Here is a 13,650-nt window from a genome sequence, read left to right as displayed (position 1 = left end):
CACATAAATTCGTTGGAATTATCAATTAGAATATTACGGAATTCGGATGTTTGTGTGATTTTTCGTTAAGGTCTTAAAGAACGGATCCGGTTTCTTCGCTTCAATCGTCTGGAGAATTCAGAATCCTTCCAATATGGATTTCAAGATTGGGGTTCGATTTAATTTTCGTAGCAAATCCGTATCGCGGTCAAGTTGGGAAATTTTTTCAGCCAACGGAATTTCGTCTTTAGGTCCGAGACCGCGGGAAAGCCAAAGATATTCTACTTTGAAAACTTCCGAAAGTTTAAGAAGAGCTGCTTCTGAAAGTTCCACCCTTTCACCAGCAAACAAAGCTTTGATAGTTGCGAATGGAACTCTGGACTGCTTCGAGATCGCTTTTGGACGCAAACCGGATTCTTTAATGACCGTAAGGAGTCTTTCAAGCATTTCTGTGGTGATCATAATGGATATCTCTAAATTTAAGAAGTGCTATTGACTATTCTGATTAGCCTCATTGTTATCAACAGAATGCTCATTCATTTTTATGTTCGATGCCGAATTTCTGGAAGAAGTAATTTTCGCTGAGTCAAAGTCTTCAATTTTCGATTTCAAAGGTGGAAAAATCGTTCGTATAAAATACAGATCTGAAATGGCTCCGAATGAAAACTGAGTTATTTTTTTTGATTTAAGTCCCTGGCCCCGTATCCAATAAGTAGCGAAGCCAGTTTCTATAGAAGCTAACTTTCCGAGATCTTCTGGTATATTTGTAATCTCGTAAGGAGCTTCCCAATCGATTGAATAGCCTTTCTCAATTACTATCTTTAAAACTTTCTCTAAAGAATAGGCCATACTTTAATTTTACTGAGCAAGGGCTCCAATTCGAATATCTGGCTGTTGCTCCGTCCATTCTTCCTGGCCACCTTCCAATCCGTTCCGGAGTTCAGTGATTGTTCTATTTTGTTCCTCAATCTGCTTGATCTTTGCATCCAGTTCTTTCAGAATATTTCTAATCAATTCATGTTGCTGATCAATGGTAGCGTCCTTTTGGCTCGTGACCTTTTCATGGTGATTCTTTGAAACCACTTCTAAGCCGACATTCGGTTGGACGATTTTCGACCCAAGTTCCTTCAGTTCTGCCTTCGTAGTTTTTGAATTAAAGGATTTTTCAACAAATTCCAAGTTAGCTCTGAACTTTTCGGCAAGATAACGGCGGACTCGTCCCCACAATTCTTCATTTTCGGTCGTCTCCAAAGTTTCTAATAAAAATTCTTTTCCTTCCTTCTTGATCGTAGAAAGGAAATAATCGTGCATAAGATTGATTAACCCGACTACGGCTGATTGTGGCTCATGGCTTTCGAATGCCTGTGAATATTCCAAGCAGGTAGCCAAAAAGGATTCTTGCCCTTTATCATTTTCGTAGCTTTCAACCACGATATGAATAAGTGGAAAATTTACGATGATCGATGTTGATCTATGTTTAGCGGATAGGACTATTCGAAAATAATCTTGGATAACAGTTTCCATTTTTTTCCTCAGCCTTTTCAGGGCCTTCTATCATATTCGACCAATCCGAGTCACTCCTGGATTCAAAATTGTCGAATTTACGTTTCCAAATGGGTCTTCTGGGATCTAATCGAGACTCCACGTTTTTTGCAACCATTATTATACTGGGTTAAATCTTCAAAAGCATCCAAAAGGCCGGACTACCAAACAATGAAGATCATTTCAAGACCCGATTCTGCCTGAATCACCTCTTTTGAATTTCCAATTTTTTCCAATAATTCTTATCATCTTCAAAATTCCGCTTTCGTAAAATTCGAGATTTCGAATTTCTAAAACTAATGAAAATTGTCGCAATTTGCTCGGGCAAAGGTGGCGTCGGAAAAACAACGACGACGATCTATCTTGGTCAATCCCTCGCTTATTTAGGGTTCCGCGTCCTCCTAATTGACTTTGATTTTAACTCAAATTTGAGTAAGTTTTTCTTCAAACTCTTCAAAGACGTCGTGAACGAATCGGAAGGAAAAAATTCGTATAAAGCACTAGTCGATGGTTGCGATTTTGAACCTCATATCTACAAAACCGGAACGAAAATAGATTTCATTTCGACAATCGAGCGTTTGAAAAAAATTGACTTTGAATTCTATGATGACCCAGGGTTTAAATCACTGTTTGGAAGAGAGCTCCGAAAATTGGATTACGATTTCGTTCTAATCGATCTTCATAACGTTGTGAACGTGGTGTTGGACGCTGCGGTATTTAATGCGGATCAAATTGTTTCTCCAATGGAATACGGAGATTGGAGCCAGGATGGAACCGCAAAAATCTTAAAGCTCCATCGCGAAAATGAAATATTACAGAAAAGAAAAATCCCACTAAGAGTCGTACCTTCTCGGGTAACAAAAAAAAAGGCGGAGAAAATCATTTCCCTCGGTGCGCAGGTCGGTCTGACTGTCAGCGGGTGCGTAAATATCAATGATGATGTCGTGCTCACGAGCTCAAACCTTGGCGAGCTATTGAAGCCCGATGTTCATGCCGCATTTGCGCGTTTCCTTGAGCTTGCGAAGGAGGTTTCAATTTGAGTACTCCTGAAAAAAAACCCACTAAACAAGAACGTGTCGACGCCGAGCTCGTGAAGACATTTTCGGCAAATAACGAGAAACTTCCTGCAATGAGTTCATCAGATGAGGATCCGGCGCTTACGAGACTGAAGGAAGCATACGCATCTGTAATTTCTGCTCAAAAAAGAACCATTAAAGTTGCTATCGAATTCGGGGCAATTTTATACGAGGTGAAGCAACAGCTTAACCACGGTGACTGGTCTAAGTATATTGAGGACAACTATAACTTCCTAAAGTTTGGAACACGTGTCGCGAGTTCTTACATGAGAATTTACGACTATCGGGATCGGGTTGGAGAATGCAGAAGTATTAGAGAAGCGGATACTCTTATTCAGAGCATCATCGCTGGTGAACTTCCAGGTCCTACCGAAAAAGAAATCAACCCACCTCCCAAAAAAATTACTCCTGAAGCCATCCTTATATTGAGAAAGCGCTTAAAAAAGGAAGGCAAAAGTTCCCTTAAAAAAAGGGAGATTTCTGAGCTAAAAAAATATCTCGATGATATTATTAACTCGAAGACTCAGAAGTTCAATGATTCGATAAAACCGATCCAAGAAGAAAGGGATTTGCTTGAGTAGGCAAATCGGAAGCGCGCTTCCGATTTGAGAGGCCTGATTTTTTTATTCAGATGGCAAAAAATGTGTACCCAAAATCGTACACGGGTTTTAGAGTACCGAGAGAAAGGAAGGCGCCCGCCTAAACCTTTTCTGTTTCGATGCCTGCGGCGGAGGTGAGAGTCCACGCAGGTTTTTCTCCCGCCTAAAGCACGTTCCAAGAGACATAAATTTTTATGAGACATAGTATTATTATGCTTGACTGTTTTTTCAAAAATCCCGCTAGTCTGTACCCGTTTAGTCGACATAGCTAAACAACGGCCACTCTCACAATTCGGCCGAATGAAACAGAAAAGGGAACCATACTTTCGGCTCCACGCTCGATCTATGCTTCTCGATTCCAAAGAGTAGGGTAGTCCATCTGCCGTGCCGCACCCGATTTATGTCCGGCGCCTCAGAAAAGGAAAAGGATCATGAAAGAATTGATCTATGGCGAGTTCATACCTCGCACTATAATCAACACCAAACTTGGCAGAGGAATGCGTGACGTCCTCGCAAAAATTACGCTCCTCGATATCAACGGACGCATCGAAGGTCGCGGTGGATGCTACGCAGGGAATGAATACTTGGGTCAGGTTTTAGGAATGGCGACGACGACCATAGCAAAATATATTTCTCGCCTACGAAAAGCTGGTTACATAAATCAAGTTTCTTTCAACGGAAGGATTCGAGTAATTCAATCAAGTTTTCATGACGCCGTTATATTCGAAAGAGCTCAGTATCAAATATCCAAAACCGCCGTTCAAAACGATCCTAGTCAGAATAGTACGGATGGTAAGGGCAGGGGGGTACGAGATTCCAAATCTGCCAAAGATAAACGTTCCGCTCCTGTACGTACTAAAGAAGAGAGAGCAAAAACAGTAAATCTACCGGGTGCTGATAAATTGAAACCGACTTGGAGCGATTTCCAGCCTTGGTATAAGGATCGCTTAACAAAATCAAGTATAGATATTTTAGATAATCTTCAATTTGAATTCGTACATGATAAATTGATAATTTTGTGTGGAGTTCCGAATTCATTAAAAATGATTATCGAGAAATTCTTCACTGAAGAAGTCGTCACTCCAATTCAGGTTGTATTTCGCGAACAGCATAAGGAGAGAACGGCCGCATGATTACTGTCGCATTAACGAGTAGTTTTTTAAAAGGAACAAAAGAGTAAAATTGACTTTCTTTTATAGGTATACTAATGTGTAGTTGTGGCGATTTCAGAGATAGAAATTCTAAAACCAAAATTTACGCCTGGAAACGAATACCCGTTCCTTGAAGGAATAAGCGCGGGCTTCTCATCTCCGGCGGAAGAGTATTTAGAAAACGTTCTCGATTTGACAGAAGCGGTCGTGAAAAATCCGAATTCAACTTTTTTCGGACGGGTCCGTGGAAACTCGATGATCGGCGCGATGATTGCGGAAGGGGACATCCTCGTCATAGACAAATCTGTTCGACCGATTGATGGAGACCCGGTGGTTTGTTCGATTGATGGGGCCTTTCTCTTGAAGTTTCTTAAAATAGAAAAAAGTGAAGGGTGGCTGATACCGGCAAATCCCGAATACAAGCCGATTCGAGTCACGAAGGAGAATGATTTCCAGATTTGGGGGACCGTCATGTGGATAACACACAGGGCCAGAAATGTACGCGCTTATCGACTGTAATTCCTTCTACGTTTCTTGTGAGCGTATTTTTAGACCGGATCTTCAAAAAAAACCGGTTGTCGTTCTTTCGAACAATGACGGGTGCGTTGTATCGCGGAGCCAGGAAGCAAAAGACCTCGGGGTAAAAATGGGAGAAGCGGTTTTTCTCCGAAAGGAATATTTCACGGAAAACCGGATCGAAATGTTTTCTTCCAATTATACTCTATACGGAGATATTTCCAGAAGAGTAATGAATCTTCTTTCCGATTTCTCTCCGGAAATGGAAATCTATTCCATCGATGAGGCATTCCTGGGATTTTCCGGCATCGCAGAGGAAAGCCATCCGGGAATCGCGAGACGAATCAAGGAAACGATTCCGAGAAACACCGGAATTCCTGTGAGCGTCGGCATGGGACCAACTCGGACGCTTGCGAAACTCGCGAACCATATCGCGAAGAAGCGAAAAGAATATAACGGAGTCTATATCATAAAAAACGAAAGCGTCAGAGAAGAAGCGCTCCGGATGGTATCGATCGGGGACGTTTGGGGAGTCGGCCCGAGTTACCGGAAGAAACTTGAAAAGGTAGGGATCGAAACCGCATATGATTTTTCCCGGATGAATGTCCACTGGGTTCGGAAAAACTTAACGGTCGTCGGTGCGCGGATGAATTACGAACTCCGAGGAATTCCCTGTTCTGGTCTCGTTCCTCCGGACGCGGAAAAAAAATCGATTTCGATCGCCCGGTCTTTCGGAGAGATGCAGGAAGATTTCGATTCAATGGCCGCGGCAGTTGCTACTTTTGCGAGCCGTGCCGCCTACAAACTCCGGAGGCAAAAAAGTTTTGCGAATATGGTTCTCGTTTTTATTCATACAAACCCGCACAGGCAAGATCTGGAGCAATATGCCCGGAACATCGTTGTCCGACTCCCGGTTGCTTCGGATTCCACCTTTGAGATTGTTCGCTACGCACTCGCCGGACTTCGGCAGATATACAAACCAGGATTCAAATATAAAAAAGCCGGGATCGTTTTGGACGGAATTGTTTCGGGAACCGGAATTCAGCCGGGACTTTTTGATTGCGTCGATCGTCCACGGGATGCGAAAATCATGGAAGTCATAGACTCGATGAATTCGAAATTCGGTAAGGAGCGGATCCGTCTCGCTGTTACCGCCCAAAAAGACTCTTGGAAACTTAGACAGGAACACCATTCCCCGAACTATACGACTGACTGGAAGGAGATAATCAATGTGCTTTCATAACTCGATGTCAGCGGACGCGATGAGTCTGAAGAAGAGATACAACGCCGAGCTGATTCATCCGGAAAAATTCCAGCCAATATACCACGAAAACGCTTTCCAACATCGCCCGCGCCCTATTATCACCGGAGACAACCCGAAGTTTATTCAAAATTTCGTTTGGGGCCTAATTCCTTCCTGGACAAAGACGGAAGTTTCCGCAAAGGAAATTCAAGAATATACTCCGAACGCTAGATCAGAATCGGTTTTTGAAAAGCCGTCATTTCGTGGTGTGATCAGGTCTAAGCGTTGTCTCATACCATCGACTGGTTTTTTTGAATGGCAGGACTTCAAGGGAAAGAAATACCCCTATTTCATTTTTCTGAAAGACCAGGAGATCTTTTCTTTTGCAGGTATTTGGGATTCTTGGAAGAATCCAGCATCGAAAGAAACAATATACTCATTCTCCATTTTAACAACGGACGCGAATAAATTCATGTCCCGGATCCATAATTCTAAAAAAAGGATGCCGTTGATACTTCCGAAGAAAGAGGAGGGGGCTTGGATAAATCCGGATCTGAAAGATGAAAAAGAAATTCGAAAATTGTTTAAGATTTTCCCAGAAGAAAAAATGGAAGCCTACACAATCTCAAAGTTGATAACATCGAGAAAAGAAAACTCAAATACTTTGGAAGTAAATTTAGAGTTCAGTTATCCGGAGTTGACCGAAGAGAATTTATTTTAAAAAAAAGAAGGTGCTATGTTTGATTGCGATTGTTTGTTCGATTGGAAGGAAGTTTACTCATTGTTAAAAGATTTCTTGGCATTCATTTTAGGAGTCTATACAGTTTGTATCGCGAAGGAAGGTTTGAAAACATGGAAGGAGCAAATTCGAGGAGGGAATAATTATCAGCTCGCGAAAAGAATACTTATTAAGTTAAATAAATTGCGAAATGAATTGAGAAAATTAAGGTCTCCAATTCGGTTTGCAAAATATAACGAATTTCTTATTGGGGCTCCTGACGAATTTAAAGAAACAATAAAAGAGGAATGGAGAGGCGTATCAAATTCGTATGCAGAATTAGAATTCGATATTTATGAAGCAGGAATAGTTTTTGGAGAAGAATTTAAGGAAAAATTTAAACCAGTAATGGCTTATATAATTAATATTGAAGGAGAATTAAATCTATTTTTATCTGAAGCCATAACAAAAGGAGATTCTCAAAGGTTAGGATCGGAAATTTTTGGATCGCCTACTTTGGCAGGGGTGGAATCAGATCATGATGCTAAATTCAAAGAATTAATTCAATCCGTCGAAAATATATTAAGAAAGCATATTTCAATTTCATAAAGAAGCAATATACAAAATGTGAAAGATGTGTCATTCGCTCAACTTACATCAAAAAAATTACTCCATTGAACGCACCTAATTGATTTTTCTTGAACAAAGTGCCTTGTATGTCGCCAATTGAATTCCGGATTTCTTATAGAGAAAACTTTTAAATCAAGCAAGCTGCCTTGTATAGAGGTAAAACGACGTATGTCAAAAAGTGGCAAGTCAACTACAGGGCTTTATCAATTTGATCGGGGTTGTTGCCTGAATAAATCCGTTCCTATATGAAAAATTAGATAAAATCGTAAATTAAAACTTTTGAATCATAAACGTCGAAAAATGTGTAAGTGCAACTTGACATAAGCAATTCTATGGGAAGATTGGCTAAATATGTCAAAAATAGGATCAATTTGCGTCTCTTTGGGGCTCTTAACTCATTTAAGTTGTAGCAAAGTTTCTAATCCAAGTAATTTACTTTGGCTTTCGGCAATTGGATTAAATCCAAATTTTGCAAATGTAATAAATGGTTCTGGGAGCGGCCCGGATTTTAATATAACGTCCTCACCTGAAACTCGATTCCAAATTAACCCCGAAGTTGTAGAAAATTTAGGATTCCTTTTCAATAATGATCCCCATTTTCCTGAACTAAGAAAAATTCAAGATTTTTCAATCGTCTCCTTAGATCCACTTATAAGAGATCCACTGTCACGTCCGACCGATGTAAATTTATTTATACTTGATTCAACAAAAGGGAATATTATTTATTCAAAAAATCCTGGGAAGATTTCTTACTTCCAAGATTCCTCGCTTACAAATTATTCCTCAATTCTTGTTCTCCCCTCTGGGAAAATCCTTTTGGTATCGAAAACTGGATTTTTAAATACCTGTTTTCAATATACCGCCGTCGGGTCTGTCGTGAAAACACCATCGTGCAATGATTCAACGATTCAGGTTTCGAAGTTGTTTAACTTTAAAACAGAAAAAGGGGAGATTCTTTTTAGGGCTCCTTCCGGATCTCTTAAAATCTTCTCAGTTGAAAATCAATCGATAAGTGAGATATCCATAAATCCGACGCCTATTGGAATCATTGATGTTTCGTATTCTTCAAATCAAAAATCCCTCGTAGTCTCGGAAAATGTAGGTAAGCGAATTTCAGTTTATAAGGAAAATCAGAACGGTTCGTTTATTTTAGAAAATAAAATCGAATCTTTCTCGTTTACAAATACTTTAGGAAAATCGTATAAAGCACCTTACATAAGTAGTGTTGCGGTTAACAAGGATGGGGTCATATACGCATTGAGCAACGTTGAGGATGCCGTTTACACTATAGATCCTTATCTAAAAATTGTAAACGTGTTCGAGGACACATTGCAGTTCCGACCATTTAGAAAAATGATGGAACCGCTACGGATAAGGATTTCATCCGGAAATGAAGATCTGTATGTTCAGACAAAAAATGAAATCTCTGTTCTTAGGGATGTTGAAGTAAATAAGAGTTCCGATTTTCAGTGGTCGCTACCAATTAATCAGGATAGTTTAAAGCAAGCAGTCATCGAATCCCTAAAACAATCGAACTACAATTTAAACAAAAGTATTTTTGATCAGCCCGCGGTAAAGGCGGTGCTGGATTCATATAGGAATTTGGCTCAATGAAATTATCTTCAAAATATATTTTACTTTTTGTTTTGTTTACTTCCTCTTTTGCTTCGTATTTTCGATGCGGCGATAAAGAAGTTCTCTTCGTCGCGATCGGGATTTGCACGTATTGGGATACTTCAAAATTCGGACCAAAACCTGTTTATTGTGACTATCTTCCTGATCCTAGTAAGATTCCTCCTCCGGGTCCGGGAGTAGGGAAATGTGTGAGTTGCGATTCTGGATACACTGTCGGTTACTGCGCAGATGGATTGTATTGGCAATCCGATGTGAATGGTAAAAAATGCGGACGGGACGCCGGACTATTCGGCGGGCAGACAGGTTGCGCGACCGCCGATCGGTGTTATGGAGTTGGAGGAACTCCGATTCAAACTTTTTATTCGGGATTTATTTCTACTGGCGAGGAGCCTTTGCCTCCGAACGTATTATCGATCTCGCCTTCGAATGGTTCTACGATCTATCCAAATACAACTGTCACCGTTCAAACTTCAAAATCAATCGAAGGGAGTTCAATAAATCTTTCTGGATCAGTCGGAGATTTTATCGGAAGCAATTTCGTTATAAAGCGAAAAGATATCTACAATGATCAAATTGTTTTTCAATTGGATCAGAATGTTCCGAAAGGAGCTCACAAGGCTCTCGTTGTAAAAGGTAAAGATGTTGATGGACAGGATCTACAGATTAATTTGAATTACTCAATCTTATCGAATGGTCAATCGGCAAGTTTGAGTTCTACGACTTGTCAGCCTGAATGTTTAGTTCGATGGATTTTCGATTCGTATGTGATTCCATTTCAAGCACAAGGCGGATTTCCCCCTTACACTTGGTATATGAATGGACAGACTCCGCCGGGCGCGGCCATGTCTTCGGACGGGGTGCTGAGTGGCCCTCCAACCGGGAACTTTCTCGGAAAATACTATTTCGTAGTTACAGTCGTCGATTCAAACAATTCGGTCGCAAATTTTTCAGTCTCAATAAATTCTTTTGATTTGGGCGCCGCTTGCTTTTTTTCTGGAATATGTTGGTAGGAAATTATATGAAAAACCTTTTTTTGAAAATTACGCTTTTACTTTGTATTTCACTTCTCATTCCGACTTGCAAACGAGATCACAAGGAAGACGATCAAAACGATCCAATTTCATCCTCAATTCTTTACGGTGCATTCGTAAGAATGGATACTTTGCTGAGAGTAGAAAATTTAACTTCAGCGCCTGTGGCTGTAAAAATATACGATAACTCAACTTGTAACGCGAGCTCAACTGCAGTAAATTCTGGAATGCCTTCGTTTTATGATTTCGGAACGTTAGCTGCAAATTCGAAATCAAATTTTTACCCACTTCCTTTCAGTTCCAATCTCCAATACAATGAAGTCACGATGTACGTTCAGTTCACCGGGCCATGTAATTTCCCACTTCCGAACAAACTGAAAGCCGGTTCCCTTTCAAATTTAAGAGGGTATCTGCTGCAGATAAAGCCTGCGACCGGAGGAAGCGCGAATTATTTGGATATCGAGGAAAGGAACGGAATATTCGCCTATCCGCCGCTGTAATCGTTTACTTTAAAACCGGTAGGAACCGGTTCTAAAAATTCTCGACATAAAGTTAAATACCCGGATTTGTCTCTTATGCCTAAAATCCGCTATTCTAACGTGGAAGATATTCCACTCGATAAACTTGTAATTCATAAAGACAACTTTATGCGGGATGTTCCCGACGATGAACAAAAGGCATTTGAAAAACAAATTGCCGAGCAGGGCGTCGAAATTCCGATTTATATTACCAAAGAACCGGATAAGAACGGAAATTACGAAATTTTAAACGGAGCGCGCCGGTTCCGTGCATCGAAGAAAGCAAAGTTTCCATCGATTCCCTGTAAAAGAGTTCTTACTGAACTTTCGGATTGGGTTCGTGCAAGAGTCATGGTTGCTGGGAATGATTGGGCGAAAAATTATTCTCCCGAAAATCGGAAACAAGTCATTCAAATTTGGTTTAAAGAAATCGAAATCCTCCAAGACGAAAGAGGAGGGGCCTTCGGAAATCAGTATTCAAATGTTCGGGAATACAAAACTCCCCTCCGTCTTAGAATTCACGAGTTATTTGGTTGGCCTTTGCGTACTGTTGATCGGGATCTTTCGGAAATTCGTAAAGAAATTATTTCCACAAAGAAGAAGCCGATGAAGGATCTCCCAGATCTCCTTGACGGAGAGAAGTTGTATTTCAACAACCGAGTTTCAGATTGGTGGTCGTCCGAACTTCAAAAGAAACAACTTCTTCAAGAACTCAAGAAAGAAGAGGATGCGGTCAAAAAAAGGATCTTAAAGATATCTGATATGCAAAAAAAATACATACGAGATTTTAAAAAAGTCGGTGGTCTGCAAACTTATATCCGTCTCGCGATAAAAAAGGATCCGGTCCTGAAGAAAATTAAGGGACTCAAAGAATTCGTCGAAGAAGAAATTAAAAAAGAAAAGAAATCGAAATAAGTGCGAAAGTATCATCTACTTTTCGGATTCATTTAGGAATTGACTTTTAGAAAATCCCGAAACTTTGTCCCCGCCTTGTGGAGAAAAAACAAGCCAAAAGGGGACAAAGTGGCAAAACCGCTCCGAAGAAGAAATCATCTTCTCAAAAGGGTCGGAATACACCCAAGGTATTCGACCCACCTTACGAAAACCCCTATAAGAATGTAGATCCGGATCAGTTCAAAGCGATTCTTTTGCTTTTGGACGGCCAGACAATCGCTCAAACGGCGAAAGTCTTGGGCGTTGCCGACTCTACCATTAAGCGTTGGCTGTATTCGGATGAGGCCGTCGCTTTGCGCTTTCGAGAAGCATACGAAAAAGAAGCGTCACGCCGAATTGACGCAATGCGAATGAACGCGGACTCGATCGCGTTTGATCTTTATGGGATTTTGAAAGAATGGATTGCGGAACTTAAAAAAAGAAAAGGGAAGGTAAGCCCAAAAGAAATCCAGCAAGTCCTTTCTCATTTATCGACTTCGAAATACATCCTGAAGAATAAAACAGAGGCCGAATCTGAATCAGCGAGAAAGAAACTTCTCTCCGGACTCGAAGCCTATCTTGAGGAGAAAATCCTTGAGACCGTTTCCGGAGGAGCGGGGGAGTGAAGATCGATCTTTCGGAGATCCTAAAAGGAACTCCTTATGAAAACGTAGACCCCTCAATCCTTGGCGAAGCGGTCCGTAACGTTTCCGAAAGACTCAAATCGAAAGTAGTTGGAGCGAATCGCGAGAAGAATATCTGCCGAAAGCGTGCTACCGGTAAACGAGGCTCATATCTTTTCTTCTGCAGGCATTATTTCCCACATTATTTTTCAATTCCTTTCGGTGAACAACAGATGGAACTCATCCATCTTATTCAATCATATCGATCTACGCGGAACAAAGACGGAAGTAAAAACAGGAAACCGGTTCGCTCCTTAGTTGCGCTTTCCCGCGGATTCGGTAAGTCGACGATTCTGACATTGTGCGGAGTCCTTTGGCTTCTTTTGACCGGAACATGGAAATTCCCTATTTTGATATCCTCCACCTTAAATCAGGCGAAAGAATTCTTACGGAAGATCCAGGAGGAAATAGAGGACAATGCAGCTCTCTCGAAAGATTTTCCCGAACTACTTCCGAAGAAAGATATTAAGGGCCAAAATGTTTCGTGGTCGGATTTTGATTTGGTTTTTATGGGAGGATTCCGGGTTATCGCGAAAGGGTGGGGGAACGCGATCCGCGGGAAACGTCATAAGAACTTCCGGCCGGATGCGCTTCTCATGGATGATCCGGACGAAGAGAAAGATGTAGAGAGCGAATCGACGATGCGTCGGAAATACCGTTGGTTGGAACGGGCCGCTCTTAAACTCGGAACCGTATGGGGTATCGATGCGATTCTTTCCTATACGACGATCGCGCCGAATTGCGTAGGGGAATACGTTTTTAATTCCGAACGTTACAAAGAATGGATTAGGAAGAAATACCAAGCCTTGGTTACGGACCCAGACGGGACCGAGCGATCATCGTGGCCGGCCGGAGCTCCGCTTGATTTACTCCAGAAAGAACGAGACGAAGATCCAATTACATTCGCGCAAGAAAGACAGAACGATCCTCTTCCTGAAGTCGGCCAGAAATTCAAAGGGCTTATTCAAACTTGGAAATTCGAACGACCCGAATCATTTGCTGGTTGGCAGTTGGCTTTGGCTCTTGACTTATCTCTCGGTAAAACAGAGCGATCGGATTTCTCTGCAATCGTCGGCCTCGGACTTTCACCTTTAGGAAAATTCTACGAACTTTATTCTGATATTCAGAGAAGGCGTCCTGATCAGATCCAGAAAGACTTTATTCAGGCTTTACAGGCGTTTCCCTGGGACATCGCGGGAATAGAGACCAACGGAGGCCAAGAACACTTTCTGGATGGCTTTAAAACGCGTCTGGAAGACTGGAATGAACTTTGCTCTTTAGAAAGTAGTGAACTTGGTTTAACTCTCGCGAATAAAATCATTGTTCCGGTTATTGGAATTGAAAATGGCGGAGATAAGATTCGGCGCATTGAAGGAGCACTTCAAGTTCCGATTGC

Annotated in this window: 15 protein-coding genes and 1 pseudogene; 13 read left to right on the top strand and 3 right to left on the bottom strand. The window is 41.3% G+C overall.

Annotated features, from left to right (window positions below):
- Nucleotides 1-117 precede the first annotated feature (117 nt).
- The 3 genes from CH376_RS10740 to CH376_RS10730 are packed head-to-tail and all read right to left on the bottom strand — an operon-like array spanning nt 118 to nt 1,503.
- The gene (locus CH376_RS10740; RefSeq protein ID WP_100787415.1) at nt 118-441 is read right to left on the bottom strand and encodes a hypothetical protein; all 324 of its coding nucleotides are present in this window, start codon (nt 439-441) and stop codon (nt 118-120) included.
- Between the two features lie 27 nt (nt 442-468).
- Nucleotides 469-828 carry a hypothetical protein gene (locus CH376_RS10735; RefSeq protein WP_100787416.1) on the bottom strand — a complete coding sequence of 120 codons (360 nt, stop codon included), beginning with the start codon at nt 826-828 and terminating at the stop codon, nt 469-471.
- Between the two features lie 9 nt (nt 829-837).
- Nucleotides 838-1,503 carry a hypothetical protein gene (locus CH376_RS10730; RefSeq protein ID WP_100787417.1) on the bottom strand — a complete coding sequence of 222 codons (666 nt, stop codon included), beginning with the start codon at nt 1,501-1,503 and terminating at the stop codon, nt 838-840.
- A gap of 317 nt (nt 1,504-1,820) precedes the next feature.
- On the opposite strand from CH376_RS10730, the gene CH376_RS10725 reads away from it, so the two are divergent.
- The 13 genes and pseudogenes from CH376_RS10725 to CH376_RS24565 form a co-directional block, all read left to right on the top strand.
- Entirely contained in the window at nt 1,821-2,561 is a 741-nt protein-coding gene (locus CH376_RS10725; protein WP_100787418.1) for a ParA family protein, read from the top strand.
- Nucleotides 2,558-3,178 (top strand): DUF3102 domain-containing protein, encoded by a 621-nt coding sequence (locus CH376_RS10720; protein WP_100787419.1) that lies wholly within the window; start codon nt 2,558-2,560, stop codon nt 3,176-3,178. Before CH376_RS10725 ends, CH376_RS10720 begins: the two co-directional genes overlap by 4 nt.
- A gap of 449 nt (nt 3,179-3,627) precedes the next feature.
- The gene (locus tag CH376_RS10715; RefSeq protein WP_100787420.1) at nt 3,628-4,329 is read left to right on the top strand and encodes a helix-turn-helix domain-containing protein; all 702 of its coding nucleotides are present in this window, start codon (nt 3,628-3,630) and stop codon (nt 4,327-4,329) included.
- Between the two features lie 84 nt (nt 4,330-4,413).
- A complete protein-coding gene (locus CH376_RS10710; protein WP_243394830.1) occupies nt 4,414-4,866 on the top strand; it encodes a LexA family protein in 453 nt (150 codons plus the stop codon).
- Nucleotides 4,844-6,106, top strand: a complete 1,263-nt coding sequence (locus CH376_RS10705) for a Y-family DNA polymerase (protein ID WP_100787421.1) — start codon at nt 4,844-4,846, stop codon at nt 6,104-6,106. The genes CH376_RS10710 and CH376_RS10705 overlap by 23 nt, the downstream gene beginning before the upstream one ends.
- Nucleotides 6,093-6,827 carry an SOS response-associated peptidase gene (locus CH376_RS24845; RefSeq protein WP_100787422.1) on the top strand — a complete coding sequence of 245 codons (735 nt, stop codon included), beginning with the start codon at nt 6,093-6,095 and terminating at the stop codon, nt 6,825-6,827. Before CH376_RS10705 ends, CH376_RS24845 begins: the two co-directional genes overlap by 14 nt.
- A gap of 60 nt (nt 6,828-6,887) precedes the next feature.
- On the top strand, nt 6,888-7,433 hold the full coding sequence (locus CH376_RS10695) for a hypothetical protein (RefSeq protein WP_125231983.1): 546 nt from the start codon (nt 6,888-6,890) through the stop codon (nt 7,431-7,433).
- A 372-nt stretch (nt 7,434-7,805) separates the two neighbouring features.
- A complete protein-coding gene (locus tag CH376_RS24020; RefSeq protein ID WP_100787424.1) occupies nt 7,806-9,068 on the top strand; it encodes an LIC_11904 family protein in 1,263 nt (420 codons plus the stop codon).
- Complete coding sequence (locus tag CH376_RS10680; RefSeq protein WP_100787425.1) at nt 9,065-10,099, top strand: Ig-like domain-containing domain; 1,035 nt, start codon at nt 9,065-9,067, stop codon at nt 10,097-10,099. The genes CH376_RS24020 and CH376_RS10680 overlap by 4 nt, the downstream gene beginning before the upstream one ends.
- Before the next feature lie 8 nt (nt 10,100-10,107).
- The gene (locus CH376_RS10675) at nt 10,108-10,620 is read left to right on the top strand and encodes a hypothetical protein (protein WP_125231984.1); all 513 of its coding nucleotides are present in this window, start codon (nt 10,108-10,110) and stop codon (nt 10,618-10,620) included.
- Nucleotides 10,621-10,695: 75 nt separating this feature from the next.
- Nucleotides 10,696-11,553, top strand: coding sequence for a ParB/RepB/Spo0J family partition protein (locus CH376_RS10670; RefSeq protein ID WP_100787427.1), 858 nt, complete (start codon nt 10,696-10,698; stop codon nt 11,551-11,553).
- Between the two features lie 77 nt (nt 11,554-11,630).
- Nucleotides 11,631-12,197: a helix-turn-helix domain-containing protein gene (locus CH376_RS10665; RefSeq protein ID WP_100787428.1), complete on the top strand. Its 567-nt coding sequence runs from the start codon at nt 11,631-11,633 to the stop codon at nt 12,195-12,197.
- Nucleotides 12,198-12,850: 653 nt separating this feature from the next.
- A pseudogene (locus CH376_RS24565) lies at nt 12,851-13,650 on the top strand (hypothetical protein); the annotation flags it as partial.

It is taken from the genome of Leptospira adleri, assembly GCF_002811985.1.
GTDB classification, from domain to species: domain Bacteria; phylum Spirochaetota; class Leptospiria; order Leptospirales; family Leptospiraceae; genus Leptospira; species Leptospira adleri.
The sequence above is the reverse complement of the archived record's forward strand: the minus strand, read 5'-3'. Positions and strand labels throughout refer to the sequence as shown.